At 69.2% G+C, this 16023-nt stretch carries 14 protein-coding genes; 6 read left to right on the top strand and 8 right to left on the bottom strand.

The genetic code is table 11. The features are described 5' to 3' along the window. Window positions 1-38: 38 nt before the first annotated feature. The 4 genes from ACIP6W_RS11725 to ACIP6W_RS11710 all read right to left on the bottom strand — a co-directional run bounded on the left by ACIP6W_RS11725 (window position 39) and on the right by ACIP6W_RS11710 (window position 3472). Window positions 39-425, bottom strand: coding sequence for a hypothetical protein (locus tag ACIP6W_RS11725; protein WP_144411268.1), 387 nt, complete (start codon window positions 423-425; stop codon window positions 39-41). Between the two features lie 122 nt (window positions 426-547). Next, window positions 548-2194 carry an alpha/beta hydrolase gene (locus ACIP6W_RS11720; protein WP_251154873.1) on the bottom strand — a complete coding sequence of 549 codons (1647 nt, stop codon included), beginning with the start codon at window positions 2192-2194 and terminating at the stop codon, window positions 548-550. A gap of 95 nt (window positions 2195-2289) precedes the next feature. Continuing rightward, on the bottom strand, window positions 2290-2568 hold the full coding sequence (locus ACIP6W_RS11715) for a hypothetical protein (RefSeq protein ID WP_066653505.1): 279 nt from the start codon (window positions 2566-2568) through the stop codon (window positions 2290-2292). 130 nt (window positions 2569-2698) lie between these two features. Further along, entirely contained in the window at window positions 2699-3472 is a 774-nt protein-coding gene (locus ACIP6W_RS11710) for an SDR family NAD(P)-dependent oxidoreductase (RefSeq protein ID WP_400429602.1), read from the bottom strand. Between the two features lie 260 nt (window positions 3473-3732). On the opposite strand from ACIP6W_RS11710, the gene ACIP6W_RS11705 reads away from it, so the two are divergent. The 5 genes from ACIP6W_RS11705 to ACIP6W_RS11685 all read left to right on the top strand — a co-directional run bounded on the left by ACIP6W_RS11705 (window position 3733) and on the right by ACIP6W_RS11685 (window position 7139). Beyond that, window positions 3733-4572, top strand: coding sequence for an AraC family transcriptional regulator N-terminal domain-containing protein (locus ACIP6W_RS11705; RefSeq protein WP_400429600.1), 840 nt, complete (start codon window positions 3733-3735; stop codon window positions 4570-4572). Between the two features lie 133 nt (window positions 4573-4705). After that, entirely contained in the window at window positions 4706-5197 is a 492-nt protein-coding gene (locus ACIP6W_RS11700) for a hypothetical protein (RefSeq protein ID WP_400429597.1), read from the top strand. Between the two features lie 26 nt (window positions 5198-5223). Next, complete coding sequence (locus tag ACIP6W_RS11695) at window positions 5224-5967, top strand: hypothetical protein (protein WP_311205213.1); 744 nt, start codon at window positions 5224-5226, stop codon at window positions 5965-5967. A gap of 56 nt (window positions 5968-6023) precedes the next feature. Further along, window positions 6024-6533 (top strand): hypothetical protein, encoded by a 510-nt coding sequence (locus ACIP6W_RS11690; protein WP_144411270.1) that lies wholly within the window; start codon window positions 6024-6026, stop codon window positions 6531-6533. Window positions 6534-6611: 78 nt separating this feature from the next. After that, window positions 6612-7139: a DUF6998 domain-containing protein gene (locus ACIP6W_RS11685; RefSeq protein WP_144411271.1), complete on the top strand. Its 528-nt coding sequence runs from the start codon at window positions 6612-6614 to the stop codon at window positions 7137-7139. A gap of 80 nt (window positions 7140-7219) precedes the next feature. Here the strand turns inward: ACIP6W_RS11685 and ACIP6W_RS11680 are convergent, their stop codons facing one another. The 4 genes from ACIP6W_RS11680 to ACIP6W_RS11665 all read right to left on the bottom strand — a co-directional run bounded on the left by ACIP6W_RS11680 (window position 7220) and on the right by ACIP6W_RS11665 (window position 13978). After that, complete coding sequence (locus ACIP6W_RS11680) at window positions 7220-7837, bottom strand: GIY-YIG nuclease family protein (protein ID WP_400429594.1); 618 nt, start codon at window positions 7835-7837, stop codon at window positions 7220-7222. Further along, window positions 7834-9030, bottom strand: a complete 1197-nt coding sequence (locus tag ACIP6W_RS11675) for a hypothetical protein (protein WP_400429591.1) — start codon at window positions 9028-9030, stop codon at window positions 7834-7836. The genes ACIP6W_RS11680 and ACIP6W_RS11675 overlap by 4 nt, the downstream gene beginning before the upstream one ends. 91 nt (window positions 9031-9121) lie before the next feature. Next, a complete protein-coding gene (locus ACIP6W_RS11670) occupies window positions 9122-11800 on the bottom strand; it encodes a DEAD/DEAH box helicase (RefSeq protein ID WP_400429589.1) in 2679 nt (892 codons plus the stop codon). A gap of 75 nt (window positions 11801-11875) precedes the next feature. Further along, window positions 11876-13978 (bottom strand): 3'-5' exonuclease, encoded by a 2103-nt coding sequence (locus ACIP6W_RS11665; protein ID WP_400429587.1) that lies wholly within the window; start codon window positions 13976-13978, stop codon window positions 11876-11878. A gap of 227 nt (window positions 13979-14205) precedes the next feature. On the opposite strand from ACIP6W_RS11665, the gene ACIP6W_RS11660 reads away from it, so the two are divergent. Beyond that, the gene (locus ACIP6W_RS11660) at window positions 14206-16008 is read left to right on the top strand and encodes a hypothetical protein (protein ID WP_400429585.1); all 1803 of its coding nucleotides are present in this window, start codon (window positions 14206-14208) and stop codon (window positions 16006-16008) included. Window positions 16009-16023 lie beyond the last annotated feature (15 nt).

Raw genomic sequence — 16023 nt, 5'->3', positions numbered from 1 at the left:
GTGGGTCGCCCGTCAGGACGAGTGCGCCGGTGCAGGGCTCACCCGAAGTCGCTGGCATTGCCGTCGGCGCAGTCCGACGAGAGCTGGAGGACGGTGTTCAGGGCGCTGGAGCCCAACCCGATCTTCGGGCGTCCGTCGCCGTCGGCGCCGAGGTAGTGCAGGGGTCGGCCGTCGTTCAGCGAGGTCGTGGTCCGGTGCGTGGAGTAGCCGTTCTCCTTGAGCACGGCCTCGGCGCGGTCGATGTAGGCCTGCGGGTCGGAGGGTGACTTGCCTTCGACCGACCAGCTGAACTGCACTCCTTCGTCGGAGCGTGGTCCGCACTCGGTCGCGGTCGGCTGCCGCAGCTCCGGTAGGGCCGCTTCATCCAGTGCGCGGAGCTTCTCGACGATCGTCAGGCTCTCGCTGCGAACTTCGTCCGGGGTCATGCGCGATTCCGATCGAGTGATTGTCGGTGTGGTCTGTGGAGTTCCTGGCTGGCCCGCGCAGCCGCCCGTGAGAAGCGCAGCGGCGACGACGAGTGCCGTCGCTCCGTGTCTCTGGAGAGCGTTCATCGAGTTGTGGCCTCCGCCGTGCTCAGGAGTGACTTCGTGCCTTCATCGAAGTATCCCCATTTGTCTCGGTTCTCGTCGTCATCGTGCCGCAGCGGATCATGAGCGTTGACGCCCTCGTTCCCGCTGCCAGGACCCACATCGAGGTGCTCGGCGCCGAAGCCGAACGAGTCAGGGTCGTTCCGACCACTTCCGATGCGCCCACCCGGAGCGACCCATTCGTCGCCGGTGCCCGCGTACACGTGGTCAGCGTGCAGCGAAGCAGCATTCGGGACGTCGATGGGGATGCCCGCAGAGCCGAGAGCAACGTAGCTGTTCACGCCGAGGTCTGGCGATTGGCTGACGGCTATGCTGCTCATCGTCGTTCCGTAAGAGTGCGCGACGACGTTGAGTTTCGTGTCCGGACCAACCGAGGCGCGGTAGCCCTCCAGTTCGGCGCTGAGCAGCGGAGCGCCCTTGTGCGCCTTGCCGTCGTACAGGACCGAGGGGTCGCCGCCCGCGATCGGTCCGGGCGTCTCGTATCCGATCCATGCGACGACCGCGGTGTCGTCGGTCGTGAAGAGGGACTGCGCATTCCGGAGGTTCGCCGCAGCGAGGAGGAGCCGCGTGGAGTCCTGCAGGGTCGTCCCCATCCCGGGCACGACGTACGTGGCGTTCGCTGCGGTATCGAGATCGCCGATGCTTATCGCGCCGAGTGGGGGAGGACCCAGCGTGAGGGACGTGAGCTGACGGACGCCCTCCCGGTTGAGGTCGTAGTGCTTCCTGCGACCCGCGTCGAAGTTCTGCAACTGGTCGCGGTACTTCGTGGCGTCAGCCAGCTGCGCCTCCAGGGCAGGAGACCATCCGGGTCCGTTGCGCTGCGCTTCCAGTGCCTGCACTCGCTGCTTCGCGTCGGCGAGCGCAGACTTCAGCGTGATCCTGTTCGCGGAGTCACGCGCCCAGTAGGCGACGCCGTTGAGGTTGCCGACCACAACAGGGAAGGCCGCGATGAACGCCTCCTGGACGGCCGAGTGCGCATCCCGCGAGCCTTTCCCGTCGTCGCCGCCGAGCCCGGACCACCAATCTGCTACTGCCTTCGGATCGAGGACCTTGCGAAGCCGGTCAGCGAGTGCAGTGTTGCCGGCGAACGCGGCGATCTCCTCGGGTCCCAAGCCGCTGAGAAAGGCGAGCAGCTGCTCGTCGGTCATCCCCGTGATCGCGGCAGCACTCGTCGCGAACGCGCCGATCACCTCGGACTCACCGAGCTTCGACGCGGCCTCCGCATCAGCCGCCCGGCGGCGAACGACGAGGTCCTGCCACGACTGTTCGAGCGCAACTTTCGACACCTGCAGTCCGGCTGCCACCGCGGAAAGACCGAGCATGCGGACCGAGGCGTCATCGGCGTCCGACTCCCGCAACTTCTCGACCGCCCGGGCATTCGCACTCAGGTCGTCGTGGTTCCGGTCCTGAGCCGCCTTGATCGATTGGGCTTCAGACTGGATCTGCTCGATCCTCGTCGCGTAGGCGATCAGGACTGTGGCAGCTCGATCGACATGGCTGGCGATGCGCTCGCCGCCGGCGCCGACTTCGACTGCTGCGGCGATGAACGACGTCTTGTTCTTCGCTTTCCACTCGCCGTCAGTGATGACCGCCGCCTGCTGGCGCACCTCATTCGAGGCTGAGCGGATCCCCGACGATCGCTGTTGAAGACGCAGTGCGACGGAACGAATGGACCGTGGATCGCCAGCGGTCGGATCTGCGATCACCGGCCGGCCGCGCGAGCTCGGGAAGCGTCCCAGTCCTCGAACGCAGAGACGACCCCGTGCGCCTGCTTCGCGACTGCGCAGGTGTTGTTCTCGAGGACGGCGATCGTATCGGCCTGGACGCGGAGTGCGGTCTCGAACGCGGAGCGCACCTCGGCTGCGCCGAAGTCCGCACTACCGAGCACGGTGACTGCGATGCTGCTCAGCTGCGTCTGACTCTGTTCGATCCTGCCAGCGATGCCGCGGATCACCCTCGCGTCGATGACGACATCCGTCACGGTGTTCCTTCCCCCGAAGTGGTACGTCCGGCAGCATATCAGCGCGCTGCGCGGACGGGAGGCGCGGTGTCGGCCGGCACCGCGCCTCCTGTCCGTCAGAGACTCCGCTTGTCCGCGTGCGTCGGTCCGGTCAGTCCAGTCCCGTCGACGCGATCCCGCCGTCGACGTCGATGGTGCCGCCGGTGACGAACGCGGCCTGGTCTGAGACCACCCAGCGCTCGGCGCGGGCGATGTCGACCGGCTGCACCGGGACGCCTGCAGGGGTGCCCTGCGTCATCGCGGCGAGGACGTCGGCCGAGTCGGCGTTGCCCGGGGTCGCCGTCGCTCCCGGGGCGACGGTGACGACGCGGATGCCGCGGTGGCCGTACTCGGCGGCCCAGGCGCGGGTGAGCTGTTCGACGGCGGCTTTCGTGGCGGGGTAGAGGGCCATGAAGGGGACGCCGACGCGGGTTATCCACGAGCCGATGTTGACGATGTGGCCGCTGCCGCGCTCCGCCATGCCGGGGGCGAGGGCCGCGACGAGGACGTGGGGTGCGCGGATGTTCGTGGCGAGGAGGGCATCGACGGTGTCGTCGTCGAGGGACTCGGTCGGGCCTCCCGGGTAGACGCCCGCGTCGTTGACGAGGACGTCGACGTGGCCGCCGAGCTGGTCCCGGGCCTCGGCGGCGAGTGCGCGCACGACGTCGGGGCCCTGCGACAGGTCGGCGGTGAGGGCGACGGCGCGACCGCCCTGGCGCTCGATGTCCTCGGCGACGGCGCGGGTGCGCTGCTCGTTCCGACCGTGGACGGCGACGATGAGGCCGGCGGCGGCGAGCTCGCGGGCGATGGCCTCGCCGATGCCGCTCGAGGCGCCTGTGACGAGGGCGGTACGGGGAGTGGTCTGGGCGGTGGGTGTGGTGGTCATGGGTCGATGATCCGGTGCGCTCGGTCGCCGCGGCTTGCCCGGATCCACGAGGACCTTGCCGGATCCTGCAGCGGTGCCTCCGCGGGCTGTCGCGGTGTTCGACGCGTGGGTGGCGTGGCGGTGTGGACGAGCGGATCGCGCAGCACCTCGACCGTGCGGCAGCGACCGCGTCGGCGCTCGCCGCAGTGCCGGGGCGGGACCGGTAGAACGCGGTCGCTCGTGTCGGGTCGGCGCACCACGCGGAGACCCTCGGGCTGACCGTGTCGAAGGTGCACGAGCCGACCGGGCTGTTCGACCGGCGCTACGAGCCGTCGCTGTCGGTCGTGCTGCGCGGGCGGAAGCGCTCGATCGTCGGGGACGACGACCAGGTGTGGGGGCGCGAGCGGTTCATCATCACGCCGGTGGACCTGCCGGTCGTCGCCGGGGTCGTGGACGCAGCGGGGGAGGACGGGTTCGTCGCGGTCGTCTGGCGACTGGACCCGGTGGTGGTCGGGGAGGTCGTCGCCTCGATGTCCGTGCCGGCTGCTGCTGCTGCGGTTGCTCCTGGTTCGTCGCCGTCCGGTGCGGTGTCGTCGTTGCCTCGGTTGGGGAGCTGGACAGAGCCGCTCGCCGACGCGTTCGCCCGGCTGGTCGGGCTGCTCGACGCGCCGGAGGACATCCCCGTGCTGTTCCCGCTCGTGTCTCGGGAGATCGTGCTGCGGTTGCTGCAGACCGAACAGGCACCGCGGATCACGGCGGCGCTCGACGGGACCGGGCCGTCGGTGGTCGCCGGGGCGACGGCGCTGCTCAGCGACCGGATGGCCGAGAGGTGGTCGATGGTGCGGCTCGCGCGGGAGCTGCGGGTGAGCGAGTCGACGTTGTTCGCGCGGTTCAAGGAGGCGACGGGGATGACGCCGGCGCAGTACCTCAAGCGGACGCGGCTGGGGGAGGCGCGGCGGCGGATGGTCGTGCACGGGGACACTGCGGCGCGGGCTGCGGCGGCGGTGGGGTTCCGGAGTGCGTCGCACTTCTCGCGGGACTACCGGGAGGCGTACGGGAGGCCGCCGGCGGCGGATGCGGTGATGGTGCGGGGGCACTTGGCGGTGGCGGGGGCGGTCTGACCGCTTGCACTCGATCCGATCGGGGCTGCGTTGCGATCGCAGACAGTTGGTATATTACTCGTTCGCATTCTGTGTACCACTGCTACTTTTCTCGGGTCCGGTCATCCTGACCTCGAGAGAAGGAAAGAACACGATGCACATCCTCCGTCGCTCCGTCACCGCGCTGTCCCTCCCGGTCCTGCTGGCCGCACCACTGGTGGTGTCGCAGCCCGCCTCGGCAGCGACGCCGACCGAGGCCACCGGCCAGAGCACGATCGTCGACCCGGCGTTCAACCCCGCTGACGCGGTGCGGGTGAACGAGGACGGCAACCCGATCAGCCGCGGAAACCCGTGCCACGATCGTGCCTTCGCCGCGATCCCGACGATGCAGCTGTCCGTGCCGGGATGCGGCATCATCGGCGCCAGCAAGAACACCACGCTGACCTACAGCTGGTACCGCGACCGAGGGCAGGTCGGAGTGTGCGTGTGGGCGAAGGGCTTCAACTCGCGGGCTCAGACCACCTGGACCCAAGCCGGGTGTGGGACCGGCCGTCGCGGCGTCAGCGTCCACTGGGGCAACGTCTCCGCGACGAAGCAGATCAAGGGGATGACTGCGTCGGGTGTCGCCGGTGTGCAGTGGGGATGAGGAGGAGTGGAACCGGTCGGATCAGCGTGGTTCTGATCCTTCCCGCGCTCGCGGTCCTGTCCACAGCGGCCTGTGCGTCGCCAGCGACGGGATCGCCGACTCCCACTGCGAGTGCGACGCCGGTGGGGAGAGTCGAACCGGTCTCATGGCTCGACGACGTTGCTCGGGCCCTGGTCGACCAGGTGCCGTGCAACGACCGGGACGTGTACCGGGACGACCTGGTCTCCTGGGACACGATGCGTGGCTACGACTGCGTCGCAGGCACATCGACGACCTCGATCCGCGTCTACTCGCACAGCGAGGCCGTTGACCAACTGGTCGACGAGTGGTCCGACACTCTCGGCTCCGGGCGGGCCGGCAGACGAGGAGATCACTGGATCATCGTCGGGCCCGAGGAAGTGGTCTCCAAGATCTCGGCCCCTGCGGACGACCCCGAGATCGCATTCCTTGATCGTCACGGCGCTGAACCCACGCAGCGTGAGGAGTACCTCACCACCTGCGCGCGCTTCGCCGTCGACGAGATGTCGCGGCGGATCCGACGCGAGAAGACCGAGAAGGCTGATGCGCAGTACTACGAGCAGCTGTTTCCCTCGGTTGCTGGCGAGATCCGGTCGGTCGTTCCCGAGGACGAGATCGCCAAGGTACGAGCAGAGCGCGACGAGGACCGATGGCCCTCGATGCTCTCCCGGTTCGGACCGCAGGTGAAACACCTCTGCGCCGACGCGGCTCGGAGGCTCTCGCACTCCCCGACGAGTGTTGAGGAGCGCTGATGACCAGGGAAACCGGGTCACGGCTCGCGCTTGCCGCGGGCAGCATCGGGGTCGCGGTGCTCGCCGCCGAGGACCTGTGCAGGCTGACGGTCGGTGGCCTCTTCGTCGGATCGGTCCCACTCGTCGTCGCACTCGTGAGTGCCGTGCTGTTGAGCATCGGCCTGCTCACGCTGCGTCGCGGCAGTCGTGAGGTGCAACTGAGCACGGTTGTGCTGCTCCTGCACCTCGTCGTCCGTGTGGCCGGCCGGGGCCTCGTGGGCGCCTCCGAGGGAATCGTCGCCTGGGCGGTCACGGCGCTGGCGCTTGCCGTACCGCTCCTGGTGATCGTGGTCGGTGTCATCGCAGCGCGAACGATCAGACGTGCATCGTGGCGAGTGCTCGGCATCGGGCTCGTCGTCGGCGGCGTGCTCTGGCTCACGGGGAACTGGTACCCCATCCCGCTCCTGCTGCACGTCGTCATCGAGTTCGTCTGCATCGCTCTGATCGCCGTCGTGCTGTGCCGGCCGGTCGGAGCCCGGGTTGCGGGAAGAGCGCGGCATCTGTGGGCTACGGCCGCGGTGCGGTGATCAGCGACGGACGGGAGGCGCGGTACCAGGGCGCAGCGTGCCTCCCGTCCGAGCCTGGTCAGTTCGTAGGCTCGCAGCATGTCTGCGCACCGACCACCATTCGACCCGGCCGCACTGACGGTGCGGCAGCTCCTCGCCTCCTCGGTGGCGGTCATCGACGAACTGTTGCGGCGCGGGTTGATCCGGACACGGAACTCACCGCTCGGTGACCTCGCGGAGAGTCTGGCTCTTCGCGCCTACGGCGGCGAGCTCGCTCCGAACTCGGAGAAGAGCTTCGACCTCAAGACCGCCGACGGGTTGCGGCTACAGGTGAAGGCACGACTTGTGCGGCCGGACGACAAGCGGTCGCAGACGTTCTCCGCGTTCCGGTCGTGGGACTTCGACGCGGCGCTGTTCCTGGTGTTCGACGCGTCGACCTACGACCTCGCGTGGGCACGCCAGGTCGGCCGGGCGGAGACGGAAGCACTCGGACGGCGTGTGGAGCACACGAACTCGTACGCGATCCTCGTACGGCAGGTGCAGGGGGCTGGGGTCGACGTGACCGCCCAGGTCGCGGCCGCCTACGAGCGCATCGACGGTCCCGCCGACGATCGACCATTGGGTTGAACGCGGCGATAGTCCGGATCGTTCGGTCCCGACCAGCCGCGGAGATCAGCCTCGACTGGCGCCGAACACCCCGACCGCCTTCAGGGGATCGTGTCGTGTGCTCTGAAGCGCAACGCCGCCCGCGCCGCACGCAGCGCCGTCCGAGAAGTCGGTGCGTGCACGATGTTGAGCGGAGGATCCCAGTGTCGGATGACCCGCGATTCGACGTCCCCGAGGCGTATGCCCAGCCCCACAGGGAGCGCCCAGGTCGCGAGTTCGAGCCGGTCCTGCATCCACGTGGACAGGCGTCCCTCGTCCTCCGGATGCAGCGAGAAGCCCTTCGACGCGTCACTCGCAGTCTTGCCCCTCGGGACGGGCCGCAGCTCGAGTTCATCGGCGAGGAGCGCCGACAACGAGCGGCGGAGCGTCGACGAGCCGGACCGCACCTTCGCGCCGTCGACGCCGAAGTGGGCGCGGAGGTCACGGTCGCGCAGGCTCCGTTCTGCCTTGCCGATGTAGATCGGCGCTGCGCGGCCTTGCGAGCCGATGCCGAGCTGCTCGGTCACGGCCCCGTCCGCCCAGATTGCGTAGAGCCCCGGCGCGTTCGGCACGTCCGCTGCGCCTGCCCGGCGAAGTTGCCCATCCAGGACCTGGACCGCGTCCCCGACGGCTCGAGCGAGCACGTCCTCGGGCCGAGCGGCCGGGGGGAGCGCGCTCATTCTCCGTCGCTCTTCTTCTTGGACTTGAACAGTCCCGCGACTCGGCCTCCGACGGCGTCCGCCGCCCCGGCGACCTTGCCGCCGACGTTCTTCACCGCAGTGAGCGCCTGCGCTTCGTCCGGTTCGCCGTCGCCGTCCAGGTCGACTCGACGGAACACCCGCGTCGCACCACTCGCCGCGCTCGACACGCCGGAGCCGACGGCGCCTGCAGCCCCGCTGACCCACGTGCCGGTCGAGCGAGCGGCGTCCTCGAGAGCGGCGAGGGCGCGGTTGTCGGACTCCTCGTCGTCACCGTCGGCCCTCACGGTCGGGGCGAGGTGATCCGGGAACTCTGCCGGAGGCTCGGGGAACGCAGTCTTCGCAGACTTCACCACGTCGCGCCCGAAGACGAAGCGCGCGACCCCACCAGTGACTGCGCCGACGCCGTACTCGATCGAGGCACGCTGCTTGCCCGTGAGTCCCTCCCGGACCGGATCGAGTTCACCGGTCTGGATCGTGCGCATCAGGCTCTGCGCGGCGCCGCCCGGGAGTGCATCCGACAACGTGGTCGCCCAGTGCGACCAGTCATCGCGACCAGCCGCGATCTTCTGGCCGGTCGAGACGGTGCCGTCGGAGGTCACCTCAGCGACGTCAGTCGCCATGGCTGCGATCTGCTGCTGGCTGACCCGCTCGTTGGTCAAGCCGAGGACGAGCGCCTGAGCCTGGTCCTTGTCGAGGTCCATGCCGTGCAGGTCAGCGACGGCGAGACCGAAGACGGCGGTGATCTCGAACTGCAGCTGCTGGTCACCGGCGGGGAGCAGTCGCGCCGCGGCGCCCTTGGCACCCGTGCGTGCCGCGTTCTTCGCGGCAGTCTTCAGGGCCACCTTCGTGCCCGTCTTCGCAGCCTGTGCGCCGGCGCTCTTCGCTCCGGCGACGGCAGGGCCGGCAATCGGGATCGACGCGATCGCGATGTCAGCGGCGATCGAGCCGACCGTGATCGCCGCACCAGCGGTGGTGATCGAGGTGACGTAGTGACGCTCGAGCATCTGCACGATCTCAGTCGGCGTCGCCGACGGGTTCCGTCGCCGGAGCCACTTCACGTACTGACGGGCGAGCGCGCGTCGGCCGGTGACGGCCTTGGCGATCTCCCGGGTCGCCTCCTCGGCTGGGACCTCTGCTTCGAGAGTCTCGTCAGGGGCGTCGATGTCGGTCATCGCGGGGTCCTTCGTCTTGAGCCGCGCTCGGGTACGCGGTGATGAAGCACATGGTTACACGAACGAGGGACGTTACGGAGCCAGCCATGAGTCATAGGGCGCCGGCGCCGGCGCCCTCGTCTGCTCGCTCGGGAACCGGCTCCGAGACGTTGAGTCGCTCCCGCTCCTCTCGCAACACCTGCGCGATCAGCTTCGAGTCCGACACGTCTACCGCCTGCGCCGACGCCGAGGCCGTTTCGCTGACCGCCGCGAAGTCCTCGAAGGTCTGCGCCTTGCGAGCCAGCATCCGGACGAGCGCTGCGTCGACGCCATCCTCGGACAGCAACCGATGGACCTGCACCGACTGCAGCTGCCCCATCCGCCGCGACCGGGCGATTGCCTGCCATTCAGTGGTCGGCTTGAGCTGGGGCTCGCAGATCACGACGACCGATGCGGCCTGGATGTTGAGACCGACGCCGCCAGCCTCGATCTGCGCGACGAGCACCGCTCCTGGTTCGGCGGCGGCGAACTCGTCGACGAGGTCCTGGCGTGCCGCGGCGGGCGTGCTCCCGGTGAGGGGACCGAACACCGCGCCGCCGTCAGCAACGGCCTGGACAGCCGCGGCGAGGACGGAGCGGTAGTACGAGAAGACGAGCACCTTCCGGCCGTTGGCCCGCGCCTCGTCGACGATCTCCACGAGCGACTCGACCTTGCTCGACTGTGTGCCGCCGAGCATCGCGAGCTGACGCATCGCGTGGAAGTCGTCTGCGGCAACTGCGTCGGCGTGCTGCGCTGCCTCGGTGTCCGTCAGGTCGGTCCACTCTTCGACCTCGACCAGCTCCGGGAGCTCGGTGAGCACGTCCTCCTGACGACGGCGCAGGTACACCGGCGCGATCTGCTTCCGGAACAGCATCGGGCTGTCGTCGGACTGGTCCACCACGAGGTCCGGTCGGATGTGGTCGATGAGCACCCGGAACTCGTCGACGCGGTTCTCGAGCGGTGTGCCCGACATCAGGATCGCTCGATCCGTTCGCCGGAGCAGCGCACGTGTGTTCATCGTGCGCTTCGCCTCGGGGTTCTTGACGTAGTGCGCCTCATCGACGATGACGGAGGCGAACCGCAGCTCCTCGGGCACACGGGTGCGGAGCCACTCGAGCGTCTCGTACGTCGTGACGCCGATGCCGCCCTCGTCCGTCCAGAGCCGCAAACCGAGCAGTCGAGCCGGACCGTGCAGCCGGAAGGCGCGGACGTCAGTGTGCCGCTCGGCCTCACGGACCCAGTTCGCGATGACGGCCGCCGGGCAGACCACGAGGAAGTGCGGAGTCCGACCGGGTGTCGTGCCGGCGACGTGTGCGATCGTCGCAAGTGCCTCGATGGTCTTGCCGAGGCCCATCTCGTCGCCGATGACGACCCGCTGCTGCACGAGCGCGAAGGCCGCCGCGAACCGCTGGTACCCGCGGAGTGACGCGGACAGCCGCGAGGTGTCGAGCGAGAAGCCCTCCACCTGTGCGATCAACTCGTCGCCCAGGTCGCCGCGGGCAGCAGCGCCCGCTGGCTTCGTCAGTCCGGCTTCGTCGAGCAGGGCGAAGAACGCGGCGGGCCGCTGCAGGAAGTCCTGCCACGGGTCGCCCGGTGTCGCCCGAGCACGCTCATCCACGCGCTGCGCACGATGCCAGGCATCCTCGGCCGCCGCGAGGATCGTCTGACGGACTGCGGTCGGGTCCGCCGCGCGCTGGTCCGGGATGACGAGTGCGATCGATGCGCCGCGCTCGATCATCGTGGCCAGAGGTCGCAGTCCGTCGACGAGGTTCTGTTCGCGCGGGCCGACGACGGCCTTCGCGACCTCCCACTCGAGCAGGGCACGGACGAGCGCGAGCGACTGGTCGTCATGCCGTGCGGGGTCGATGCGGACGACCGCGTCCTCTCTCGCTGCCGCTTCCAGCGCGCGGGCGGCACCGTTGATTCGCGATGCCGTCGCCTCGCCGACCCCGGCGAACTGCCCGGGGAACACCGGCTTCCGCAGCACAGCACCGACGGTGGTCACGCCGGCGTCGCGCAGCGCTCCGAGGCGCAGACGGTCGCCGGTCGCGTCGCGCAGCCGGTCGATGTCCATGCGGTCGAGCTCGTACCGTGCTGCCGCTTCGCGGTCCGCTCGGCCCGCTTCGACGACGTCGGCGTGGGTGATGCGTTCGCGCGTGATCGCGTCAGCGAGTCGGGTCACGATCGCGGGAAGCTCCTCCATGCCGTCGAGTGCGAGTGGGGCGCCACCGCTCAGGTCGGGTGCGACCGTCGCCAGCGGCCCGCGTGGGTCGGTCAGCGCCTCCAGCGGCACGGCCGGCCTGGGGACGTGCCGGTCGTCGACGGACTGGAGGCGCTGCACGGCTCCGGTACGGTCCAACCACTCGAGCGTCTGGTCGAGGAACGCATCGCCTCGAGCGGCCGCTTCGCGGCGCTCACGGCCCGAGAACAGGGCGGTGAAGCCGGTTCCACGGCGCGCGTCTTCGAGAGCCTTCGGGACGTCATCAGACAGCACGCGCACGACCGAGCTCGCCTCGGCGTCGACCCGCGGCAACATCTGCCGGCGAACCAGGTCAGCTGCGAGGTCGGCATCCGACGGAACGAGCGGGACGAGATCGGCTCGAACGTCGTCGACGTGGACGGACGCTCGCCGTTGGCGGAGCGCCACGACGGCAGCATCGGCGGCTGCCTGCACGGCGGTCCGGTGTTCCGTGACGCCGATGGCTGCCTGGCTCAGGGCGTCGATCCGGTTGCGTGCTGCCTTGTCGGCCATGGCGTGCTCCGAGGTGTCGTTGGTTGGACGAGGGGATGCGGCGTGCTCCGACGGTACCGGGAGCCCGGCCGTCGGTCAGCGGCTCGCGCGGGTCTTCCCGAGCGATCCGACCCAGAGCCCGTCACGGGCCCGCGTCATCCCCACGTACAGCTCCCGTCGGTCGAGCTCGCGCCGTTCGCGATCTGCGACCGACTCGGTCTCCGGCGCATCCGCGAGGAGCTTCGCCGGGACGTGGGGCAGGAGCACCTGCTTGAACTCGAGGCCCTTCGCGCGCTTGATCGTGCCGACGCGGATCTGGTCCGAACTCTTGCCGGCGTAGTACTTGAGCGACACCGAAGGCACACCAGCCGCGTCGAGCACCGCCCGGACCTTGTCGGCCTGCGGGTTCGTCGCCGTGAGGATCCCGACGTCGCCGTGGCCCGTCCCGACGAGCCGGAGGACCTGCTCGACCCGCGCGAGCAACGCCGCGTCGTGCGAGTCACGATCAGCGAAGTGGTGCACGCCGGGCTGCTCGCCGGAGCGCGACACCGCAGACACCGCGTCGCCGGCCCCGTCGATGCCCTCGATGTCCATGAACTGGTCGTCCGTCACCATCTGCTTGGCGAAGTCGAGGATCTCGGCGGTGTTGCGGTGGTTGACGTCGAGGACGACCCCGCGGCCCGCGAGGCTGATGCCGACCTCGCCGAGGGTGTAGCCGCCGGGGTAGATCGTCTGTTGGCCATCGCCGATCAGGGTCAGGCCGTCGGGACGGTCGCCGACGAGGGCGTGCAGGAGCGAGACCATCGCGCACGACAAGTCTTGGGCCTCGTCGACGATGACCGCGTCGTACCGGTCGAGTGGGAGCTCGCGCAGCGCATCGCGTGCGAGGAGCACCGTGTCCTCGAAGTCGCAGACGCCCCGACCGCGGAGGTTCGTCGAGTACGCCTCGTACAGGTCCCAGACCGCCTGGCGGACCTCGACGGGCAGCGCGTGCTTCCGTCCCACACGGGCGAGGTCGGCGTACTCGTCGAAGTGCGTCAGACCGCGGCCCTTGATGACGTAGGCGATCTCGTCCTCCCAGTAGCGGCGCGTGAAGCGCGCCGCCTTCAACGGACTGGAGGCGCTGATCACGTTCCACGCATCGGAGAACGCGCGCTGTGCCTCCAGGGTGTCGATCGTGAAGGTGACCCCGCGCTCCTTCAGGAGACGGTTGGCGAAGGCGTGGACGTTGACGAAGTCGACGCGGCCGACCATGTCAGGCGCGAGCCGTTGGAGCAGCGACTCGAGGACCGCGGGGAGGGTGCGGATGTACGTGGTGAAGAGGACGCGACCGCCGGTGGCCCGCGCGAGGTAGGCGGCGCGGTGCAGGCCGACCACGGTCTTGCCGGTGCCGGCAGCACCGCGGATGCGTGCCGGGCCGTTGAAGTTACGGCGGACGAGCTTGGCCTGAGCGGGGTCGAGGAAGGCCATCCAGTCCTCGATGGGTGCTTCGAGGACGCCATCGAGGAGGTGATCGACCGTCTCGTCGTCGAGCGTCGGTGCCGGCACACGGGGGAGTACCGGGGCGGGGACGACGAGCTGTTGCGGTGCCGCCGGTGCCTCGCCGATGACGGGGAAGTGCTCGAGGAGCGCGGCGAGGACCTCGTCGACGCGCTTCGCGGAGAGCCGTGCGCCGCGCTTCGTGATGTGTCCGATCAGGTCGTGTACGCCGACGATGTCGACGGAGGCAACCCTGGCGTGCATCTTCTTCTGGCCGGCGAGGGCGGCGACCGCGTGGACCTCGCCAGGCGCGAGACCGATGTCCACGAGGGCGGCCTCGGTGCTGTACGCGAGGTCGGCGAGGCGGGCGATGTCGTCGGTGACGTCCTCCTGGCCGCGGGTGATGCGGTCGTTGTGGACGGCGACGTCGCGCCATGCCTTGGTGTCGACGATGAAGACGCCGGAGCGGCCGACGACGACCATGTCGACCTGGGCGGTGCGGCTGCCGGGCCAGCGGCGGTCGGCGAGGAGGTGGTAGCCGATGCCGGCGAGCGGGGCGAGGACGCGGGCGGTCTCGCTCTCGGTGCGTTCGGCGATCTCGTAGCGGGCGGCGGTCTGCTCGGCGTCGTCAGCGCGGCGGCGGTGTTCGGCTGCGACGCCTCGTTGGCGGCGGGCCTCGGTACCTGCCGATTCTCCGGCGAGCGTCATGGTGGTTCCCACGGGGATCTTGCTCGTCGCACCGGGCGTCTTCCCCTGGGCGCCCGGTACCCCGCAATACTTGCCCGTAGCTCAGGTTTGGCGCGAGCACCTCTTCTGGGGCGTCGTGCGGACTGGCGCACAGATCACGCGGACCACCGAGCGGTGCGTGGTAACGCCGCACCCGTGCGGAGCAGCGCACTAACCTGAGCGGCGTCGAAGCTTCTTCAACTCCATCCGAAAGGTCGCTCGTGAGTGCTGGCCCTGTCCTCCTGTTCCTGCACGGCGTCGGCGCCGGTGACGTCGAAGACCAGTGGCAAGTCGCGTTGTCAGGGGCCCTGGTCCGGCTCGGGTACCCAGAGCTCACCGAGGATCGGTGGATCGCTCCGAAGTACGCATGGGCGCTCCGGAACGGCGACGGCAAGGTGCGGCTCCCGCCGGTGACGGTGAAAGACCTGGGCAAGGACGACGCTCGCGTCAACCGGCGCGCATTCGAACGACGGACGAGCGCCATGGAGTACCGGCTCGGCCGGCACGAAGATGCGCCTGGACGGGCGGTCCTCAGCGGCGCCGTGGACATCGCTTTCGAGACGGACCCCTTCAAGCAGGCTTGGAACTACCTGCGCGACGAGCAGGCCCGGGCGCGAGTCCTCACTCGAGTGCTCGACTCCCTGCCCGCGTCGGGCGAGCTGGTGATCGTCGGACACAGCCTCGGCTCGGTGATCGCGGCCGACCTCATCCGGCGGCTGCCGCCCTCGCTGCATGTCGTCGGGACGATCACCATCGGGAGTCCGATCGCCGCCGGTGCAGTCAACGCGATCGAGCTGCGTGAGTCACTCGAGGAACCACCGGCGAACCTCGACTGGTGGATCAACTTCTGGAACGGATTCGACCCCGTGGCGGCGCTGCGCGGATTGTCGTCCGTGATGCCGTGGCTGCTCGATCTCAGGGTCACGACGGCGCTGAGCTCTCGAGTGCACTCCGCGGTCGAGTACCTGTCCGACGCGCGAGTGGCAGAAGCGATCGGCTACGCGATGCACGGCTCACTGTCGACCGAGATCGTGAGGACGACCAACGCGGTCGACATCCCGCTCGACGCAGACGAGAAAGTCGTGCTCCTGGCGCTTCGCTTCGCGCACCTCGTCGGGGCGCATCTCAAGGGGGACGTCCGTGACCGCTTCCTCGGAGCACTCCGAGCAACGCAGGCCAACGCGGTCGAGGCGATGCTCCAGCGTCGAGACAACGAGGGCCGCTCCCGCCCGGAACTCGTCGCTCGACTCGCCTTGGATCTCAGCAATGCAGGGGCGGAGGCAGCTTCGCCAGCGCCAGGCATGTACCTGACGAAGGAGGACGCGCTCGTCCAGCTGATCGTCCTTGCTTCGGACAACTTCCTGCGGCCCTTCGACATCGGCTTCAACGACGCGGTCAAGCGGCGGGCGATGGGCGACCTCACCGCCGAGCTCGGCCTCGGAAGCCCACTCGGGGGAGAAGTCCTCGACGCCATCGAGCTCGCCGAGAAGACCCTCTCCGGTGACAAGGGACCGAACTGGATCAGGATCGGCGTCATGGGCGCAGGTGCCGTCGCGATCGTCGTCGCCACGGGTGGCATCGCGCTCGCGGCCGGTGCCGGGCTTGCCGGTGCCGCGGCGCTGACGAGCGCACTCGCCGCGTTCGGACCAGGCGGGATGATCGGCGGATTGATCACCGCCGGGAGCCTGGTGACAGCTGGTGGCGGTGGTATCGCATTCGGGTTGGCGAGCTCAGGTACGTCGGCTGAAGCGGTGGAGTCCATCGTCATGCGGCAGCTGGCGGCGGTCATCTTGCGTAGGAAGCTGCGCCTCGATCAGGATCCCTCGGTGTGGCACCTCCTGGTCGAGACCGAGCGTCAGGTTCGTCGGCAGCACGAGCGCCTCGACGAGTTCTCCGACCCGAAGTCGCCGGTGCTCGTCGAACTCCGGAAGAAGATCCAGGTTCTCGAGCGAGCGCTGAAGTTCATGCGTGAGCAGGAACTCGAACCCGTTGGGGCGTCACAGTGGTCAACGGCAGTTCGCTGACCAAGGAAGGGCAAC

The sequence above is a fragment of the Curtobacterium sp. NPDC088465 genome, assembly GCF_044753165.1.
In the GTDB taxonomy this organism is placed as follows: Bacteria; Actinomycetota; Actinomycetes; order Actinomycetales; family Microbacteriaceae; genus Curtobacterium.
Note: the sequence above shows the minus strand (reverse complement) of the source record. Positions and strands in the feature narration are given on the sequence as shown.